Source organism: Microcystis panniformis FACHB-1757, assembly GCF_001264245.1.
Taxonomy (GTDB): Bacteria; Cyanobacteriota; Cyanobacteriia; order Cyanobacteriales; family Microcystaceae; genus Microcystis; species Microcystis panniformis.
Genome location: NZ_CP011339.1, coordinates 3,438,879 through 3,458,665, shown reverse-complemented (window position 1 = coordinate 3,458,665; position 19,787 = coordinate 3,438,879). Strand labels below are relative to the sequence as shown.

Below are 19,787 nucleotides of genomic sequence, written 5' to 3'. Positions count from 1 at the left end.
GGTCTTATGATTAAGGCAGGATTAAAACTACTGGCTGTTTTGATTTTTAGTATTTTTATCTTCCATGGAGCGGTCTTAGGCGAGGAAGCACCCAAGCTATCTGGTTATCAGGCAGATTTAAGCCAAACATCTGTTTCTGGTCTTTCATCAGGGGCCTTCATGACGGCTCAATTCCATGTGGCCTACTCAGATAGGCTGGTGGGAGCAGGTATAATTGCTGGCGGTCCTTTTTTTTGTGTAGGTTCTTACGAGACGGATCCAGAGCAATTTTTCGAGCAAGCGACATCAACTTGCATGAATCCTCTGACTGAGGCAGTAGGACCGGATGGGAAAAGATTATTTAAAAAAGCTCAAGAACTGGCCAAGGCTAACAAAATTGCCGATCTCAACAATTTAAAAGATGATCGAGTCTATCTATTCAGTGGTTCAAGTGATCGCGTAGTTACAACTGTCGTCGTTGACAAAGTAGAAGATTTTTATCAAGCTGCCGGCTTGCCCTCAGAGAATATTAAATACGACAAGAATATCAATGCCGGTCATGCCATAATTGTCGAGGAGTCTAGGGTGTCATGTTCAGATACTAAGTCACCCTTTATAAACGACTGCGATTTCATGCAATCCCATCGGATTTTAGGGCATATTTATGGCAAGTTGAATCCAGCAGTTGATTCTAATAGATTAAGTGGCCAGATTATTCGGTTTGACCAGAGTGAGTTTATTGAGGGTAAAAAGACGAGTATGAGTCGGGAGGCTTATGTTTATGTGCCTGAAGCCTGTAAAAAAGAAAGCTGCAAAGTTCATGTAGCTATTCATGGTTGCAAACAGGGGGCAACGGAAATTGATGATACTTACTACACTAAAACCGGTTACAATGAAATAGCTGATACCAACAGGATAATTGTCTTATATCCCCAGGTTGAACCGTCAGCATTAATCCCTTACAATCCCCAGGGATGCTGGGATTTTTGGGGATATTCCAGTGCAGATCCAGATAATCCTGTCTTTTATACTAGAGAGTCTCCCCAGATGAGGGCAATTGTCGCTATGTTGGAACGGTTAGCCCAACCGCGCCCTCAATAATTTAATCTTTTTGCTGGCACAGACAGAGAAATACATTAAGCAGTTTACGAGGAAACTACCATGCAAAACGAGCTAGTTAAACAGTGGATTGACTCGAACAAGTTGGCAATAGAGTCCTTCAAGAATATTACGGCCACTAATGTGAACGCGATCGATGCCATGTTAACAAGTTTTGTTAACCCCAGTGCTTTCGCTGAACTAAGCAAGGGTTATCTAAGCTTGACCAAAGAATTGGGGGAAGTTTATACTGATAGTATTAATGAACTATTTCAAAGCCAACTGAAGCTGGTGAATTTACAGGCAACCTCTGAGTCTTTTAAGGACTTGGGTGAAATTTATGTCAGTTCGATGACCAGTCTTGGACTAAAGCAAGCAGAATTGATGCGCCTGTATCTAGAAACTACAGCCAAGTATCTAGAGATATTAAAGAGCGCTCAAAAAGTAGATGATCTATTCAATGTCCAAACCAGTATTTTTAGCGAACTTCAAGAAAAGTTGAAGGGGAATATGCTCGAAACAATGGGAGTTCTTAACTCTATCAATACTGCTCTGGACAATTGGACTCAAAAAAGCCTTGACGCATTCGCATCTGATCAGAGTTAAAAAAACTTGATCTTGCGGGTTATGTCTTTGGCCAAGTTCCCGGGTTGCTGCCCCAAACATATCCCCAACGGCGGGCAAGTGCCAGCGCCGCTGCCTTGGCCGTCGGGGTATCGAGGAAGACTGGCGCAGCAGGAGCATCAGCTAACAGGGCAGCAGCTTGTTATCGCCCTTCCAGAAGTCCGGGAAGAGCGATAACCCGAAACTCTCGGCAACGGGACAAAACCCTTGAAAGTCTATCAATGGCTAGGTGGGGTGAAGACAATCAAACCCGACAGCAACCCCGAAAATCGTGTCAGAATAGATCAGTGTAGTCACTGATGATCTTTGAGAAAAATATTTATATGTTAAGACGGGACAGCTACGATTTAATCATTGTCGGGGGCGGTATAGTCGGGACCACCCTAGCGGTGGCCTTAAAAAATACAGGATTAAATATCGCTATGATCGAGGAACGTCCCCTAGAGGTGGCCGCCTCCCGTCGTCAAGCTTATGCCCTCTCGCTGATGTCCAGCCGGATTTTTACAGGCTTGGGTATCTGGGATAAAATCTCGCCCAGTATCGGTAAATTTAGTCATATTCGCCTTTCTGATGCCGATTACCCGATTTTTGTCCCCTTCGTTGTCGATGAGCTAAAAACCGATTATTTGGGCTATGTGGGCGAACATCAAGTGATTTTAACCGCCCTGCACAAGGCCAGCCAAGATTGCGATCGCATTGAGTGGTTATCCCCTGCTAAAGTGTTAGAAGTGGAGTACGGAGCAGAAACAGCCACTGTCACCCTGGAAGAAGCTGGTCAAACCCGAAAAATCACCACAAAATTAGTTATCGGGGCCGATGGAGCCAAATCCGCTATCCGGCAAGGGGCGCAAATTAAAACCAAAGGTTGGAAATATTGGCAATCCTGTGTCGCTTTCACCATTAAACATCAACTCGATCGCAACGATACCGCCTTTGAAAGATTTTGGCCCACCGGTCCGATGGGCATTTTACCGCTCCAGGGTAATCGCTGTCAGATCGTTTGGACAAATCCCCATGGGGAAGCGAAAAAACTGCAAGAAATGCCCGAAGCGGAATTTATCAAGAAATTAGAAGCATATACGGGGGGATTACTGGGAAAACTCGAATTAGTTAGCCCCCGCGCTCTCTTTCCCGTACAGTTAATGCAGAGTGATACTTATGTTAAACCCCGACTGGCTTTAATTGGTGATGCCGCTCACTGTTGTCATCCCGTCGGTGGTCAAGGTTTAAATTTAGGCATTCGCGACGCGGCCGCTTTAGCGCAGGTATTAAAGGAAGCAGTAGAAAAGCAAGAAGATATAGGAGCGCTTTCTACCCTAAAATCCTACGAAAAATGGCGTAGATCGGAGAATTTAGCGATTTTAGGCTTCACGGATTTTCTTGATCGCCTGTTCTCCAATAACTGGCCGCCCATCGTTCTCATCCGTCGTCTCGGATTGGCAATGATGCGCGGTTTTCCCCCGTTGAAATTGTTTGCCCTGCAATTAATGACGGGATTAAAAGGACGTATTCCCCAATTAGCTAGATAGCTGGCCGCTAATTCCGGGGATGGGGGAGAAAGGAAGAAAAAAAAAGCTTGCAAAATGCTGCGATTATCGCTATGATGGTTAAGGTTCAATATCGGGGCGTAGCGCAGCTTGGTAGCGCACTACTTTGGGGTAGTAGGGGTCGTGGGTTCGAATCCCGCCGCTCCGATTGCAGGAAAACAGAGAGTTAGGTAGGGATGCACCTAATCCCTACTTTGTCCTGTTTACTCGGAATTCTCTTAATTTATCAGCGTTCCTGATCAAGTTAGTTCACCATTAAGATCACTGCTCTAGTCGAAAATGTCTCATCAAATATCAGCTTACGGTTCCTGGAAATCGCCGATTACCTCCGATCTAATTGTGGCAGCATCGATTAGTCTTGGCGGTGTAACTCTAGACGGAGAAGATATTTATTGGTTAGAAGGCAGACCACAGGAAAAGGGGCGAAATGTTTTAGTTAAATTAAACCCCGACGGCACAACCACAGAAATCACCCCAGCACCTTTTAATGTGCGAACTCGTGTCCATGAATACGGGGGAGGTTCCTATCTAATTGTTGCCGGAATTATCTATTTTTGTAATTTTGCTGACCAAAGAATTTATCGCCAAACTGCTGATAGTTTACCCCAACCTCTGACCCCAGAAAATTCCTGTCGTTATGCGGATTTAATTCTCGATGAATTTCGCAATCGTTTAATCTGTGTTTGTGAAGATCATAGCCAAAAAGATCGAGAACCAGTTAATAGTATTGTCAGCATCGATGTGGATACAGGAAACATAGAAACTTTAGTATCAGGCGATGATTTTTATACCTCTCCTCGCTTAAGTGCCGACGGTTCTCGATTAGCTTGGATTAGTTGGAATCATCCTAATATGCCTTGGGATAGTTCTTTTCTCTGGGTGGCCGATATTAATCATCTTTATTTGAGTAATATTCGGGTCATTGCTGGTGGTGAAAATGAGTCGGTGTGTGAACCGCGCTGGTCCGCCGATGAACAGTTATATTTTACCAGTGATCGCAATAATTTCTGGAACTTTTATTGCTTTAAACACGATGAACAAATCGAACCAGTTATCGAACTGATCGAGGCTGAATTTGCCTACCCTCATTGGGTTTTTGGTTTATCTAACTACGGCTTTGCTGGGAAATCCCAGATTATTTGTAGCTATACAAAAGATGGTCGTTGGTATTTAGGAAGTATCGATACTGTTAATCGAGAATTCCAAGAAATTATCACTGCTGATACTAACATTTCTTCCCTACAAGTTAGCGATAACAAAATAGTTTTTATTGGCGGTTCTTTCAGGGAAGTAACGGCGGTTGTCTCAATGGATTTAGCCACAGGAACGAGAGAAATTCTCAAATCTTCCAGTAATTTAACTATTTCTAGCGATTATTTCTCGATTCCGGAAATGCTCGCTTTTCCCACCAGTAAGGGACTAACGGCCTATGCTTGGTATTATCCCCCCAAAAACCCCGATTATACCGCCCCCAATGGCGAATTACCGCCCCTTTTAGTCAAAAGTCACGGTGGACCGACGGCTGCGGCGACCTCTAGTTTAAGTCTGCGGGTGCAATACTGGACCAGTCGCGGTTTTGGCTATCTAGATGTCAATTATGGCGGTAGTACGGGTTATGGTCGTCAATATCGTCAGCGTTTGCTGGGAAATTGGGGAATTGTCGATGTGGAAGACTGCATCAACGGGGCAAAATATTTGGTTAATCAGGGATTAGTCGATGGGGAAAGATTGGCAATTTCCGGAGGCAGCGCCGGTGGTTATACAACTTTAGCGGCCTTAACTTTTCATGATACTTTTAAAGCAGGAGCTAGTTATTACGGAGTTAGTGATTTAGAGGTTTTAGCCACCGATACCCATAAATTCGAGTCGAGATATTTAGATAAATTGGTGGGACTTTATCCTCAAGAAAAGGAAATTTACTATCAGCGTTCGCCTATTCATTTTACCGCTCAGTTATCCTGTCCGGTGATCTTTTTCCAAGGTTTAGAAGACCGAGTGGTTCCACCCAATCAAGCGGAAATGATGGTAGAAGCTTTAAAAGCGAAAGGTTTACCCGTTGCTTACCTTCCCTTTGCGGGAGAACAACACGGATTTCGTCAAGCTGAATCGATAAAACGAGCATTAGATGCAGAATTTTATTTCTATTCCCGTCTCTTTGGTTTTACTCCTGCTGATAATTTAGAACCCGTAGAAATTAAGTAATCATGCCAAATTAATTTCCTAGGTTCGAGGGGTGCTGAGGCCAATTCAAGTCTGAATTGCATCACTGTCTGAGGTGAATTACCATTGTTGCACAAGTAATACTAAATTCGTTGAGCATAGGCTACTTATGAAGACAGGCAACAGGCAAAAGGCAAAACCCCCCCAACCCCCCTGTCCCCACGAAAAACTTTTTGCCGCAAACCCTAACTACTTCTATTAAGCTCGCTTATTAAGCTGATGTGGAGATGCTTAAAAGGCGCATCTCGCTTTTCCAAATAAGTTTTTGGACAATTCACAGTAAATATCTACAGATTTGACCGTTGGGCGGGTCTAGGCTTAACCATAGTCTCTGTCTCGGTTTCAGGCTTTTCTTCTCATTTTAACTCTCTTAGATTGATGAAAGAGAGATAAGTTGTGTTGAGAAATGTGTAGAGTTGCGGCCGACCCTTGACTGGAACCTAAGCTCTCGTGATAACTTGTATAGGAGTTATCGACAAGACACCATCAGCTAGACAGACCTTTCCAGTTTCTCTATGTTTCATCCTAACCAATCGGAAACCCGTGAAGATATCCGCGAGTATGTAGCTCAACTACAGCTTCACATGGCTTTACAAGCTCGTAATCTCGTGCCTAGTCTGACTAATACTAGCGATAGTCGCGAGAAACTGCTGCAGGATACCCAAGCAACCATCGAAAAAATCGTTTCCCGTCATTTCTAGTTGACCGATTTTACGCAAGTAATCTCTTTGAACCAAGAATCCCCGTCGCTTTAGTGCGGGGATTGTCAACGCCCTAGGATTAAGGGGGGATCAAGGTAGGGTTGATTCATGAATCAACCCTACTATGAATCAACCCCCCGACGTCGGGGGGGTTGCCTTTTGCCTCTCCTCATAACTAGCCTTTACTCAAGGGATTTAGTATAATATCATCGGTAATGGTAACGATAATTCTTTGCAGCTTCGCACCTTGAAACTCGTAAGGAATCTCGTGTTTATATTGAGTTAGGAAGTTAGGAGTATGATTTGATAAAGTTCTTATAATATCGACATTTTGTTCGATGTTATTAATATACAGTTTCATATTATCTATTGTGCTGTCACCCAACTTTTCATCGGAAGGGGCGATTATCTTTGGTTTGGCAAATTCAACTTTGAGTGTCACCTCGCTACTAAGACGAGGAAGATCACAGGTGATCCTCTGTTGTTGTCCTAACCAGTTATAGACATAACATAGTTTTCCCTGATAGATGTAGAAACTATGTCCACCAAAATATCCACCCTGCGCCATCAGAACACCTTGTAAGTCCCCTTTAGCTTTGGAGAAATCAATAGTTGCTTCGATGGCATAGAAACGAGTGCTAATATTAGGGGCAACAGCTTCGAAAATTTCCAATCCCCTTGGATAATTTGTCGGGGGAACGGCGAACGTAGCGATTTCCCCAGCAACAGCTTCAGAAATTTCTGATCCCTCTAGATCATAGGTATAGCTATCGAAAATTTCCAATTCCCTTGGATAATTTGTCGGGGGAACGGCGAACGTAGCGATTTCCCCAGCAACAGCTTCGGAAATTTCTGATCCTCTTGGATCATAGATATAGCTATCGGAAATTTCCAATCCCTCTAGATAATAGGTAGAGCTAAATGTGGTATATTTTGAGTCGTCAGAAAATGCCGGGGGACGTAATTGAGGAATTTCTCCACCGAATACCACAGATCCAGACCAATCTTCAAGTGGAATATATTGTTTAGCCATCGCAATCTCCTTAGTAATTGATAACGGAAAAAAGTGATAGATTTAACCTAGATTACACTGATGGACAAAATTAACAAATCAACTCTGCTGTAACTCAATACTACTCAGTCCTCTATGCTAAGATGATCCGAAAAACGCAAGTTTTTAAATTGATGGGCAAAAAAAGTTTAATTTCACTCAATAACTAAGGAGTTATATACAGATGTTTATTTTTGACAATAAAACCAATATTTTAATTAATTCTCAGGAATTAACCTTTAAAAGTGAATATGTTTGTGACTTTTCTCGCTATTTTCAGAATCGAGAATTTCTCAACGTAGATGCTTTACAACTCAGTGGTGATCATTTTGAAGGGTATCTTTCAAGGATCATCATCGATGAAGTGATGTTAGAATTATCGCAACGTAATTGTTTAACGAATGTTGCGGGAGTAGTCCATTCTAAAATATGGGTTTTTGCGATTCCTGTTCAGGTGAATTCTGTCTTCTTCCAAAATTTGTATCCATTAGAAAATAACTATCTTGGGATTATCCCCCCTAAATCAGAAATTTCCGTTTTTCAACATCCTTTTTCCAATCGTTTTCAGCTTTACGTTCATGATAATTATCTGCAACAATTGTGCCAAACTTTAGAGCTACCAGAAGCGAAAAAGTTTTTAAATTCTTCCGCTTCTTCTATTGTGATTTGCCCATCGGAAAAAATTCGTTATCTACAACAATCTTGTCATCAACTTTATCAAATGCTATTTAATTTAGATTGGCAACAAATATCTGGGCCAAAAAAAGCATTAAGATTGAATTTTGTCAGGCAAAAATTAAAAGAAGAAATTGTCAAAGATTTTCTTTTGACTTTAGTAGTAACCAAAGATATTAAAACCCCTAAAAACACTATCAGACGCACCTATATCCTCAAAAAAGCAGAAGAAATGATGAGAAAAAATCTGCGTTCTGATCTTACTATCCCAGCGATTTGTCAAGACTTGGAAGTAAGTCAACGCACCTTAGAATATATATTTAAAGACTTCTATCAAATGTCTCCTTACAATTATTTTAAATTGCTTCGTCTTAATGCTTTACATCAATCTCTTAACCAAAATAATCAGACAAAATTAATTTATGAAATTGCTGAAGAATTAGGTTTTTTTCACCGAGGATATCTAGCCTCTGATTATAAAAAACTGTTTGGTTACTTTCCCTCTGAAACCTAAAGAAATAGTAGGGGTAGGAATGAAAATTATTTTTAGATTTATCCGCCTTATTTTACGATTTTTTACTTCCTCTTTCTTGAATGATCAGCTACTCTTAATAATTAAGCTTCTTGCTTAAGTTGACACCAATGAAAGCTTCCGTCCATAATGTGACGTGGTGAACATTTTTCACCCAAGGACTCAGAGAGCCATCTTTTCTTGATTAGTTGACGCTCCCATCGCACTAAGCGCTTCGGGATTCCCTGTTCATCCAGTTACCTTATCTACTAAGCTTTCACTTAATAGACAGTGGGTAGTCTGTCCGAGGGCTTGAATTTCTGTCCGCCCGACAGTATTTGCCCGATCGATAATTAAGCTAAACGGCTTTTACTTCGGATCACCGATATAGACTCCAAAAGGGTTATAGCTGTTGGATCATGCAGGTTAAGCGCCGTTTAGCTTAATTTATCTTGAGGTTTTGCCAAAACCCGGATCTGACGAGGAACAGCCGCCTCTAAATCAATTGCAACTATTGTCAACTCCGCCCATAGTATATATGATAGTTGAACTCTAATTTAGGATCTAGCTGGGTCTAGAGAGGATAATATGGATAAGATCAAGGTAGGATTGTTGTTTGGTGGTCGATCGGGAGAACATGAGGTATCTATCAATTCGGCTCGATCGATCCTGCAAGCTTTTAATTACCCCGAAAATCTTGACAAATACGCCGTTATCCCCTTCTATATCGATAAAAATGGCTGTTGGCATTCGGCAGCAACTGCTAGACAAATTTTAACCTCTGGGCAACCCCTAGCTATTGAGAGGGAGATAAAAGTCAATATCTGGCAATTTCCCACAGAAGTGAGCGAAATTGAGGTTTGGTTTCCAATTCTCCACGGACCGAATGGGGAAGATGGCACTTTACAAGGATTACTCACTCTCATGCGGGTTGCTTTTGTGGGTAGTGGGGTCCTGGGTTCATGCTTGGGAATGGATAAAATTGCCATGAAAACTGCTTTTGCAGCCGCTGGATTACCCCAAGTTAAGTATAAGGCCATAACCCGCTCGCAAGTGTGGTCAAATGCCTGTGTTTTTCCGCAATTGTGCGATCAAATCGCCGAGGAAATAGGTTATCCTTGTTTTATTAAACCGGCTAATTTAGGTTCTTCGGTGGGTATTAGTAAAGCACGCAACCTGCAAGAATTAGAGGCTGCTTTAGATAGTGCCGCTAGTTATGATCGACGGATTATTGTTGAAGCAGGAGTAACCGCAAGGGAGATCGAATGTGCGGTTTTAGGTAATGATAATCCCCAAGCTTCTTTGGTGGGAGAAATTACTTTTGATAGTGATTTTTATGACTATGAAACTAAATATACTGACGGGCGATCGAGCATGGTGATTCCCGCTAATATTCCTGATAAAATTGCTAATCAAGTGCGAGAAATGGCTGTAGAAGCATTTAAAGCTGTGGATGCTGCGGGATTGTCGCGGGTGGATTTTTTCTATGTGGAAAAGACTGGGGAAGTGTTGATCAATGAAATTAATACTCTGCCGGGGTTTACTAATTTTAGTATGTATCCCCAACTCTGGAAAGCCACCAGTTTAGAGTTTGATAAATTGGTCGATAAGTTAGTACAATTAGCCTTAGAAAGACAGGAAAAATAAGGTTAAATTACCACCATTTCTAGGATAGGAATTACCTATTAAATAGAAGATAAATTTTGTCTTTGATCTCCCCTTAATAAGGGGGGAACCTGACAATTTTTAACACCTAACTAGGGTTTGCTGAATAAATGTGAAATATAGACGAGGTAAGGGTTTTAGGGTCTTGTTTCGCAAAACAGGTGCAAGATTTTGAGAGAATCGTGCTTCAAAACCTTGGGTCTTCATCGGCCCGCGTTCTGTAAGGGCGAAGCATTCGGGCAATAACCTATCGGTGAAACCGTAGATTTTCTATCCGAATGCTTCGCCCCTACTTTTTCAGCAAACCCTACTTAGAGATATTGATCAATCAGATAGTTTCGGGATCAATGCCCAATTCTCGTAATTTTTGGGCTAATTTTTCCTTCTCCAAGATAGCTTGTTCTTTTTCGAGGATAGCCTGTTCCTTCGCTTGTCGTTCCTGTTCCCTTTCTAAAAGAATCTGTTCCTTTGCTTGTCTTTGCTCTAATTCAGCTTCTTGGGGAGTGGGAACCAATTGACCATCGGCGGTAAAATAACGCAGTTTACGGTCAAATATGCCTAAATATAGTTCTAATTGTTCACTCCATAGATAACCCTGGTCATTAGCAGGAATAGCCTGATATTGTCCCGCAATTAGTCTAAATCCTTGCAATTCTAAGGTATTAGGATCGAACCAAAAATAATTAGGAGTGCGAAAGGTATTTTGATAGAGAATTTTCTTTTTAGTGCGGTCAATATTGGCCGTAGAATTGGAAAGAATCTCCACGATTACATTGGGATATTTACCCCCTTCTCCCCAAACTACCCAACTTTTGCGGGGACGTTTTTCTGTATCTAAAACCACAAAAAAATCAGGACCACAAAAATCACGTTTTTTCAGTTGTTCTTCGTTATAGTAGATAGTCAGATTACCAGAAGCATAGTAATCGTTTTTCTCTTGCCATAATAATTCTAGACAACTGAGAAGAATTATGATCTGTTGCAGATGTAAATCACTTTCCAAGGGTGGTTCATCACTCCATAAATCGGTGGGGGGACAGGTAACTTCCGGTAAAATGTCGAGAGTTGTCATAGTTTTTCCCCGTTATACTAGCTTTGTTTAATTATAACTGTTACGATCTTTTCTGGTCATAAAAAACTAATTTTTTGCTGAATCACGAGTAAAACTGTAGATAATTTGGGTAGCTAATTGTGGTAATTGTGAGAAATCTTCATCGGACATTTTTTGACGATCAAGTTTCATTTGTAATCCCGTCATCGAATCGTCTCCGTCGGAAATTAAAAATTCTAAGCGTTCAATTTCCGACCAATCTTTAACGTCATTTAATATCTTGTCAATAACCAGAAGATAAGGATGGGAAGGATTTTTATACCAATTACTGCTGACACCCTGACGAATATCTAAACCTAAATGTACGATCAAAGGGGCGCGATCAAAAAGGGCATTGGCTACCGGTCGGGTTTCTTCTTGGAGAGATAATTGATTAGCGCGACTTAACTGCCGTAACTTCTCTAATTGATGATATCTTTGCGAAATTGACGGCGGATTTTCCCCCCAACTGAGAGCGATGGTGACTAGATAGGTTTGTAAGAATAGATGTCCTAACTTTTCCGCTTTTGTGGCCAGATAATTGGAATTATAATCATTAGCCTCGATCAGCAAAGGTACTCGCTCGACTATTTCCAAACCGTAGCCTTTTAATCCGGCAATTTTACGCGGATTATTGGTAATTAAACGAATATTTCTCACCCCCAAATCGTTGAGCATTTGCGCTCCCATGCCATAATCGCGCAAATCGGCGGGAAATCCTAACCTTTCGTTGGCTTCCACCGTATCTAGTCCCATATCCTGTAAAGAATAGGCTTTTAGCTTATTAATTAAACCAATTCCCCGGCCTTCCTGTCGCAGGTAAACCACCACCCCTAAACCGTTGTTTTCAATCATTTTTAAGGCACTTTGTAACTGTTGCCGACAATCGCAACGCAAGGATCCCAAAGCATCCCCAGTCAGACATTCTGAGTGCATTCGTACCATTACAGGTTGATCGCCAAAGAGAGCAGGATCACCTTTCACAATAGCGATGTGTTCGGTTTGATCTAATAAATTTCGGTAGGCATAAAGCTGAAAAGTGCCGAATTGACTAGGAAAATTACAGACCGTTTCCCGATGGACAAAGCGATCATGTTTTAAGCGATAACTGATCAGATCGGCAATGCTAATTAACTTGAGATTATGTTGACGAGCGTATTCAAATAGTTGCGGTAAACGGGCCATGGAACCGTCGGGATTTTGGATCTCACAGATAACTCCCGCCGGATACAACCCAGCTAATCGAGCCAGATCCACGGCTGCCTCCGTATGACCGGCGCGTTTTAAGACTCCACCGGCCTTAGCACGAATCGGGAAGACATGACCGGGACGGGTGAGATCGTCGGGACGAGTGACTGGATTAATGGCAACTTGCACTGTTTTCGCCCGATCTTCTGCTGAAATGCCAGTTTTAACCCCTAAATGGGGAGCGGCATCGATGCTAACAGTAAAAGCGGTTTGATTGCTATCGGTGTTTTTTGTCACCATCAACGGTAATTCGAGAGCATCAAGACGCTCTCCCGTCATTGCCAGACAGATTAAACCGCGAGCTTGCACTGCCATGAAGTTAATCAGATCGGGGGTGGCAAATTGGGCCGCACAGATTATATCTCCTTCATTTTCGCGATTCTCATCATCAACTACGACAATGGCACGTCCGGCTTTGATTTCCGCTAAGGCAGTATCGATAGAGTCAAAAGCGATCGAAGTGACAGTCACAGGCATTAAAACGAGGGAATTATTTTCATTCTACAGGTTTGCTCGATCTGCTGAGGGTCAATTTCTACAAGTTCCCTAGAAAGAAGTCTCCCGGTGAACCTGACGGCTGCCCGGGAGACTTTTAGTTATCTTAAGCTAGAAAATTAGTTCAAACTAGCGGGGGTGATGCTGGCAACTTTGCCACCGAGACGGTTGATCTGTTGCAGGGTGTTATTTAACTGTTCAAAGGGGACGATAATCGCTTTGCTACTGCGACGGACACGGGGATAACCCGGTTTGCTAATAGCGGCAATTTCCACGCGATAGAGCTTACCCACATCACCATAGGCCACACTACCACCAAGAGCTTTACTGGGGGTGTTGCGTTGAGCAGAGGGACGATAGGCCCAACCATCGCTGCCACCGGAGGGACCGACTACTGCCGAAGCACCGTTTTGAGCTAATTCCACCGCTAAACGGGAGGTTTTGCCGGCAATCTGAGAGCGATCGCTGTTGGCATAACCGCGATAGAGTTGGAACATCCGGGTAAATCCCACGGTTTTTTGACCGGGTTGGGTGGCGAAACCGCGATAGTAGGGAACGATGCTATCGCCGAAGTTTTCGGTATATTCAGCGGAATCGATGTAGGAGTCGATATCGGCCTCGAATCCTTTGTTTTCATAGAGATCGAGGTGATAGACCACTTCCGACTCATCGTAGGGAGCGCGACCTAAAAGATGTTTGATATTAAGTTCGATGACGCGGGTTTGGAAGTTACCGTAGAAGAATTTGTTCTTATACAGTTCCGATTTGGCCACGGCGCGGACGAATTCCCGCACGGTGATCGAACCGTTGCAGAGTAAGGATTCGGCACTGGTAAGGCGCTCGGAACGCATGATATAGTCATTGCCTAGCACCTGACGATAGACGGCGCGAATAACCGCCTGTGCGTCGTCACGGGACCAATCGGGACGTAATTCCACGGGAGCAACCTCGCTAAAAGCGGTTGTCCCTAAACGAGAAGCTGAGGTAGTAATTGCCACTAAAGTTCTCCTACAAAAAAATGATCATTTTCTGACCGCTCAAAACTAGGGGAGGATCAGTTCGATTACCTGGCCGCCTTGACGATGGATATAACAAGGTCTGGAAGAACAGGTGATTGCTAACCCTTTTGCTAACAACCTCCTGTCTTTCCAGACCAGCAGTTTTTTCGATTGGACTAGCTGAGAGCGTTGATAGCGTAGTCGATATAGGAGTTGGCTTCTACCGCAGGGTCGCCACTTAAACCATGGTTGGCTTTGATATATTTGAGAGCTTCGATGTACCAGCTAGGAGACAGGTCGAAGGTGCGGTTGATTTCGTCGATACCAGCGATGAGGTACTCGTCCATCGGACCGGTTCCACCAGCAACTAAGCAGTAGGTCACCATGCGGAGGTAGTAACCGATGTCACGAGCGCATTTGTCTTTACCGCGTTGGTCCGCCGCAAAGTTATTCCCCTGCATTTGGGTGGTGTAGGGGTACTTGTTGTACACGGCTTGAGCAGCCCCAGAGATCAAAGAACTAGCTTTTTCGGTCAACGCTTTAGCGGCGGTGAGGCTGGCAGAAGCTTGACGAAAACGACCGAAAGCTACTTGGATTTCGGTGCTGCTTAAGAAACGGCCTTGAGAATCAGCGGCTGCTACGGCTTCGGTAAGGGGGGTTTTCATTGTTTGGTATCTCCCAATAATCTTGCAATAAGTTTCCTACGGTTTAATTGAGACTAGCCCTGGGGACTAGGCGACAGCAGCGGCGGCGCGGTCGAAGTAGCTGGCAATTTCAGACATTAAAGCACTGCAATCGCCGGCGGTGACACCGTTGCGATCGTTAGCGATGGACAAAGCAGCTTCTTTCATTTTGCTTACGCCAGCAGCTACGGAAGCTCCTGGTACTCCTAAAGCTACATAGGTTTCGCGAAGACCATTTAAGCAACGATCATCGAGAACACTGCCGTCGCCAGAGAAGGTAGCGTAGGTAACATAACGCAAGATGATTTCCATGTCGCGTAGGCAAGCGGCCATACGACGGCTGGTGTAGGCATTACCACCGGGGGTGATCAGTTGGGGCTGTTCAGCGAACAGGCTACGAGCGGCGTTAGCAACGATGGTGGAAGCGTTACTGGTGATCCGGTTAACAGAGTCCATCCGTTTGTTGCTGTCGGCAACCATGGCGCTGAGAGCGTCTAGTTGGGAAGAGCTTAAATATTCGCCGCGAGCATCAGCTTGGGATACTACCCGGGTGAATGCGTCAAACATTGTGACAATCTCCTAAATTTAAATGGGATTTGCTTGCAATTAAAATTTTCCCTCTTAAGGGATTTCACGGTGAGTCTGGACGAGCCTTGACCGCGATTGTTGCGATTTACTTTAAGAAACCTGAAAAAACTTCACGGCTCTCTCATAAATCACCTAAGGAGGTTAAACAAGTATCCAGCTTAACTTTTGTCTGTTATCTTGGCCCCTCAAGTTAAATTTATACACTGCTGTCGAAACTTTGTTTGTTACATATTATTAAGTTTTTTGCTGTCTTTTTGTAACAGTCACTTAACAATGACTCGATCGAGTTGGTCATCAATTCCTGACATGGCTCAAAGCCTCTCACCGTCGGGAAATCAGAGACAGCAAGGCTTTAAGGGTATAAAGGGCAGCAAGATGAAAATTTTAAGTTTTTTTTAATATTTTCCCGCTTTCCCTTCCCCTATTGCCCAAGGATTGCCCTTTCCAGCCCTGAAATACGATGAAGTTTTGTAAAGAGGGGTGTGGGGTGTGGGGTGTGGGGAAGTGGGGAAGTGGGGAAGTGGGGAAGTGGGGAAGTGGGGAAGTGGGGAAGTGGGGAAGTGGGGAAGTGGGAAAGTGGGAAAGTGGGGAAGTGGGGAGGGGGAATTATGAATTATGAATTATGAATTATGAAGTGGGGAAGTGGGGAAGCTGTCTCATCACCCTAAGCTTTTACGCATTTAAGTTACATTGACAGCATTACCCTTATTTTTAAGTTTTCTACTCCATTTAATAATCAATCCCCCTTCATTTAAAAGCTGATTGACTACTTTTTCCAGTTCTTCTTTATTTTCAAATTCTCGATTAGCTATGTACTCTTTAGCGGAATGCCACAATAATTCTATTAGGTTGTAATCTGGACTATAAGCTGGTAAAAACTCTAGCCTAATATTGGGCAACTCTTTTTCCACCTGCTCAATAACATCTTTCTTTTTGTGATAACTAGCATTGTCTAATATGATGATAATTTTCGGTCCTTTTTCTCGAAAATCTTCGGGCAGATTTCCCAAGTTTATCCATTCTTGACGAATCTCTTCATGAAGTTTCTTTAATTGTTCATGGAAAGTTTCTGAATTTCCTTTTTTGATCATAAAACAGACTCGTTTTTTGTCATTATATCTTAAGGCTCCCATCACATTCACCCTTCCTCTTTTTCTTTGTCCATTCACTTTTTTTCGCTTTCCTTTTTTTGTCCAAGCTCTCCTTCTTATTACTCTCAAACTAAATCCACACTCATAAGGGGCTGTGTGGCGAACCTGCGTCGCCACCTTGAAAGCCCCGTCCCAAAACCATACCTGGATTGACTCTGGCTTTTCTTTAGCCAACCTTAAATATTCATCTAATTTTTCTTTAAATGCTTTTCTTAATTTCTTGTCTTGCTTATCTTCTAGACTATATTTCGCCCAGATATACACATACTTTTTTCTTCTCAATATTCTTCTCACTTGCGAGCCACTCAGTTTAATTCCTGTTTCCTTTTCTAGATGCTCTGCTAATCTTGCCGCTGTCCATCTCCCGAATTCATATCCAAATTCCTTCGGGTCTTCATCAACTATTTTCAATAGTAAATTAATATATTCCTCTGTGGCTTTTTTATGATTTCCATTTTTTCTCCCATCTTCTAGACTTTCTAAATTGTTAGGATCGCCGTGAACACACCAAGGGGCGACCGTTTTGAGTGAACAGCCAATAAACTCAGCTATTTCTCGTTGAGTTTTTCCGTCGTTTAGCAAGAGAAACATTAAAATTCTTTCCCTAACCTCTGCTCTTTCTTCTTCTTTAAGAGCTTTTTGTAAGTTTTTCTTTTCTTCTAAGTCTAGGAAATCTTTGGCTGGCATAAGTAGGATTTTTCTCAAGTTACTATTTCTATTTTAGGTGGTTTAAGTGCGTTTTAGCTTATCACCCCAAAACCCTATCACCCCAAAACCCTATCACCCTATCTCCTGACGACCGCCGACCGCCTCCTGAAGTTAAACTAGAAACCAGTGATCAAAAAAACTAGCCGTCCGAACCTGATGATTTCCTCCTTTCCCGTTCCTAATAGCTTGAATGGCGCTCAAATTCGCCTTGCTATTCGTTCTCTGCAGCCGCAATTAGTCCACTGGCGCCGACAAATACACCAAAAACCAGAACTAGGCTTTCAAGAACATCTCACCGCCTCCTTAATCAGTCAAACCCTGACTAAATATGGAATTGACCATCAAACCGGCATCGCCGGCACCGGAATTGTCGCCACCATCGCAGGCAGTCAACCGGGGCCAGTTTTAGCCCTGCGGGCCGATATGGATGCACTACCGATCGCCGAAGAAAACCAAGTCCCCTATCGTTCCCAACATCCGGGCCAGATGCACGCCTGTGGTCACGATGGTCACACAGCGATCGCCCTCGGCACAGCAGTTTACCTAGCACAAAACTGTCACGATGTCAAGGGGATCGTAAAAATTATTTTCCAACCCGCCGAAGAGGGGCCGGGGGGTGCAAAACCGATGATCGAAGCGGGAGTGCTGAAAAATCCCGACGTGGAGGGAATTATCGGGCTACACCTCTGGAATAATCTGCCTTTAGGGACAGTAGGCGTGAAAAATGGGGCCTTAATGGCGGCGGTGGAATGTTTCGATCTCCAGATTCAAGGCCGGGGCGGCCACGGGGCAATTCCCCATCAAACCGTCGATTCACTACTGGTGGCGGCCCAAATCGTCAACGCCCTGCAAACTATCGTCGCCCGCAACCTTAACCCCCTCGATGCCGCCGTAGTGACTGTGGGTAAATTAGCGGCGGGAAGCGCTAGAAACGTGATCGCCGATAGTGCTAATCTCAGTGGGACGGTGCGCTATTTCAATCCCCAGTTAGGGGGCTATTTCCGACAACGGATGGAAGAAATTATCGGGGGCATCTGTCAAAGTCAGGGGGCTAGTTATCAATTCGATTACTGGCAATTGTATCCCCCGGTAATCAATCATGATCAGATGGCGGAATTAGTGCGCTCAATCGCCGCACAAGTGGTGGAAACCCCAGCCGGAATCGTTCCCGAATGTCAAACCATGGGAGGGGAAGATATGTCCTTCTTTTTACAGGAAGTACCCGGCTGTTATTTCTTCTTGGGGTCTGCCAATCCCGAATTAGGATTAGCCTATCCCCACCATCATCCCCGCTTTGATTTTGATGAATCGGTGTTAACCATGGGAGTCGAGATTTTTGTCCGTTGCGTCGAAAAATTCGGCAATTCTAAGACTTTCTAGCAATCCGTTCAAGGTGAACAGTTTTTGTCAAACCCGAAACCGCTAAACTGATCACTGAATCAGACAGGTAAAAAAACCCATGAACAATAATACCCACGAAAACGATGCCCAACGGGTGAAAATCCTCAGCGAAGCCCTACCCTATATACAAGAATTTCGCGGTCGTACTGTAGTGGTTAAATACGGTGGTGCGGCCATGAATAACAGCGATATCAAAGACACGGTGATGCGAGATATCGTTTTTCTCTCCTGTGTGGGGGTTCGTCCCGTTATTGTCCACGGTGGCGGTCCGGAAATCAATAGTTGGCTGGATAGATTAGGTATTGAACCCCAATTTAAAGACGGTTTACGCGTCACCGATGCCGCCACCATGGATGTGGTAGAAATGGTGCTAGTGGGACGCGTCAATAAAGAAATTGTTGCCCTGATCAATCAAGCTGGCGGTAAAGCGGTAGGATTATGCGGTAAGGATGGTAATCTGATCACTGCTCGTCCCGTGGGTAAAGAGGGCATTGGTTTTGTGGGAGAAGTGAGCAGTGTCGATACTAGCGTCGTCGAATCCTTGGTCAATAGTGGCTATATTCCCGTGATTTCTAGTGTGGCCGCCGATGAAACCGGCCAAGCTCATAATATCAATGCCGATACGGTAGCCGGAGAAATAGCGGCAGCTTTAGGGGCAGCTAAACTGATTTTGATGACCGATACAGCCGGAATTTTAGAGAATTATAAGGATCCTTCCACTTTATTGGCTAAATTAGATATCCAACAGGCCCGGGAGTTGATTCAAAAAGGCATCGTTGCCGGCGGGATGATTCCCAAAGTTAGCTGCTGTGTGCGATCGCTGGCTCAGGGAGTTCAAGCTGCTCATATTATCGATGGTCGTCTTCCCCATGCCCTTTTACTGGAAATTTTCACCGATCGAGGCATCGGCTCCATGATTGTGGCCTCCGGTTATACTAATCTATAGTAGTAATTACCGTACTTTTGCTCAAAAAGACTTGCCTAAAACCACAGATATGGTGTAAAAGTGAGTTAATAAATGCGCTTCTCGATCCTTTGTAAGGGCAAAAGTTTTAGTCTTGAGTTAGTTTAGTCGGGAAGCGCAAAATCTGAAGTATTCATAGCAATTGAATTTATGACCAAACAAGCTGTAGCTCACCCGATGGTGAAGTTTCAACGCAAGGCTAGCAAGTGGATAGATGCAAAAGTAGTCAAACCTAGCGATAGTATCTGGAAACTGGCTCTTTTATACGGAGATGAGTGGACTTACTGGAAGCAAGAGTTGCTCGATTTCGGTTTCTCCATGCAAGACCCTCTCAGTGAAGTGGTAGCGGTAGAAGCTTGGGACGAAGAATAAGCCACCATCGACTCAAAA

18 protein-coding genes and 1 tRNA gene are annotated in these 19,787 nt (G+C 43.6%); 12 read left to right on the top strand and 7 right to left on the bottom strand.

Features of this window, described 5'->3' with window-relative positions; all coding sequences use genetic code 11:
• The first annotated feature begins 6 nt into the window (after window positions 1-6).
• The 6 genes from VL20_RS16650 to VL20_RS16625 all read left to right on the top strand — a co-directional run bounded on the left by VL20_RS16650 (window position 7) and on the right by VL20_RS16625 (window position 6,169).
• On the top strand, window positions 7-1,080 hold the full coding sequence (locus VL20_RS16650) for an extracellular catalytic domain type 2 short-chain-length polyhydroxyalkanoate depolymerase (protein ID WP_052277153.1): 1,074 nt from the start codon (window positions 7-9) through the stop codon (window positions 1,078-1,080).
• A gap of 60 nt (window positions 1,081-1,140) precedes the next feature.
• A complete protein-coding gene (locus VL20_RS16645) occupies window positions 1,141-1,683 on the top strand; it encodes a phasin family protein (protein WP_052277152.1) in 543 nt (180 codons plus the stop codon).
• 341 nt (window positions 1,684-2,024) lie between these two features.
• On the top strand, window positions 2,025-3,230 hold the full coding sequence (locus VL20_RS16640) for an FAD-dependent hydroxylase (RefSeq protein ID WP_052277151.1): 1,206 nt from the start codon (window positions 2,025-2,027) through the stop codon (window positions 3,228-3,230).
• Between the two features lie 92 nt (window positions 3,231-3,322).
• A tRNA-Pro gene (locus VL20_RS16635) sits at window positions 3,323-3,396 on the top strand.
• Window positions 3,397-3,527: 131 nt separating this feature from the next.
• Entirely contained in the window at window positions 3,528-5,450 is a 1,923-nt protein-coding gene (locus tag VL20_RS16630; protein ID WP_052277150.1) for a S9 family peptidase, read from the top strand.
• A 533-nt stretch (window positions 5,451-5,983) separates the two neighbouring features.
• The gene (locus tag VL20_RS16625; RefSeq protein ID WP_002759041.1) at window positions 5,984-6,169 is read left to right on the top strand and encodes a hypothetical protein; all 186 of its coding nucleotides are present in this window, start codon (window positions 5,984-5,986) and stop codon (window positions 6,167-6,169) included.
• Window positions 6,170-6,344: 175 nt separating this feature from the next.
• Here VL20_RS16625 and VL20_RS16620 read toward each other — a convergent pair whose 3' ends face one another.
• Complete coding sequence (locus VL20_RS16620) at window positions 6,345-7,202, bottom strand: hypothetical protein (RefSeq protein ID WP_052277149.1); 858 nt, start codon at window positions 7,200-7,202, stop codon at window positions 6,345-6,347.
• A gap of 202 nt (window positions 7,203-7,404) precedes the next feature.
• Between VL20_RS16620 and VL20_RS16615 the strand changes: the two genes are divergently transcribed.
• A complete protein-coding gene (locus tag VL20_RS16615; RefSeq protein WP_052277148.1) occupies window positions 7,405-8,409 on the top strand; it encodes a helix-turn-helix domain-containing protein in 1,005 nt (334 codons plus the stop codon).
• A gap of 585 nt (window positions 8,410-8,994) precedes the next feature.
• Window positions 8,995-10,053: a D-alanine--D-alanine ligase family protein gene (locus VL20_RS16610; RefSeq protein ID WP_052277147.1), complete on the top strand. Its 1,059-nt coding sequence runs from the start codon at window positions 8,995-8,997 to the stop codon at window positions 10,051-10,053.
• Between the two features lie 346 nt (window positions 10,054-10,399).
• Here VL20_RS16610 and VL20_RS16605 read toward each other — a convergent pair whose 3' ends face one another.
• The 5 genes from VL20_RS16605 to VL20_RS16585 all read right to left on the bottom strand — a co-directional run bounded on the left by VL20_RS16605 (window position 10,400) and on the right by VL20_RS16585 (window position 15,152).
• Window positions 10,400-11,143 (bottom strand): Uma2 family endonuclease, encoded by a 744-nt coding sequence (locus VL20_RS16605; protein WP_052277146.1) that lies wholly within the window; start codon window positions 11,141-11,143, stop codon window positions 10,400-10,402.
• A 66-nt stretch (window positions 11,144-11,209) separates the two neighbouring features.
• Window positions 11,210-12,886, bottom strand: a complete 1,677-nt coding sequence (ribBA, locus tag VL20_RS16600) for a bifunctional 3,4-dihydroxy-2-butanone-4-phosphate synthase/GTP cyclohydrolase II (protein ID WP_052277145.1) — start codon at window positions 12,884-12,886, stop codon at window positions 11,210-11,212.
• A gap of 137 nt (window positions 12,887-13,023) precedes the next feature.
• Complete coding sequence (locus VL20_RS16595) at window positions 13,024-13,902, bottom strand: phycobilisome linker polypeptide (protein ID WP_002745355.1); 879 nt, start codon at window positions 13,900-13,902, stop codon at window positions 13,024-13,026.
• A 176-nt stretch (window positions 13,903-14,078) separates the two neighbouring features.
• Window positions 14,079-14,567, bottom strand: coding sequence for a C-phycocyanin subunit alpha (cpcA, locus tag VL20_RS16590; protein ID WP_002780314.1), 489 nt, complete (start codon window positions 14,565-14,567; stop codon window positions 14,079-14,081).
• Between the two features lie 66 nt (window positions 14,568-14,633).
• Complete coding sequence (locus tag VL20_RS16585; RefSeq protein ID WP_002789180.1) at window positions 14,634-15,152, bottom strand: C-phycocyanin subunit beta; 519 nt, start codon at window positions 15,150-15,152, stop codon at window positions 14,634-14,636.
• Between the two features lie 481 nt (window positions 15,153-15,633).
• Between VL20_RS16585 and VL20_RS31235 the strand changes: the two genes are divergently transcribed.
• The gene (locus tag VL20_RS31235) at window positions 15,634-15,792 is read left to right on the top strand and encodes a hypothetical protein (RefSeq protein ID WP_158499359.1); all 159 of its coding nucleotides are present in this window, start codon (window positions 15,634-15,636) and stop codon (window positions 15,790-15,792) included.
• 61 nt (window positions 15,793-15,853) lie between these two features.
• Here VL20_RS31235 and VL20_RS16580 read toward each other — a convergent pair whose 3' ends face one another.
• The gene (locus VL20_RS16580) at window positions 15,854-17,011 is read right to left on the bottom strand and encodes an IS630-like element ISMae23 family transposase (protein ID WP_052277144.1); all 1,158 of its coding nucleotides are present in this window, start codon (window positions 17,009-17,011) and stop codon (window positions 15,854-15,856) included.
• A 177-nt stretch (window positions 17,012-17,188) separates the two neighbouring features.
• Here VL20_RS16580 and VL20_RS16575 point away from each other — a divergent pair, with 177 nt between their 5' ends.
• The 3 genes from VL20_RS16575 (at window position 17,189) to VL20_RS16565 (ending at window position 19,769) form a co-directional block, all read left to right on the top strand.
• Entirely contained in the window at window positions 17,189-18,412 is a 1,224-nt protein-coding gene (locus VL20_RS16575; protein WP_052277143.1) for a M20 family metallopeptidase, read from the top strand.
• 79 nt (window positions 18,413-18,491) lie between these two features.
• Window positions 18,492-19,379 carry an acetylglutamate kinase gene (argB, locus tag VL20_RS16570; RefSeq protein WP_052277142.1) on the top strand — a complete coding sequence of 296 codons (888 nt, stop codon included), beginning with the start codon at window positions 18,492-18,494 and terminating at the stop codon, window positions 19,377-19,379.
• A gap of 168 nt (window positions 19,380-19,547) precedes the next feature.
• Window positions 19,548-19,769: a DUF4327 family protein gene (locus VL20_RS16565; protein WP_002789177.1), complete on the top strand. Its 222-nt coding sequence runs from the start codon at window positions 19,548-19,550 to the stop codon at window positions 19,767-19,769.
• Window positions 19,770-19,787 lie beyond the last annotated feature (18 nt).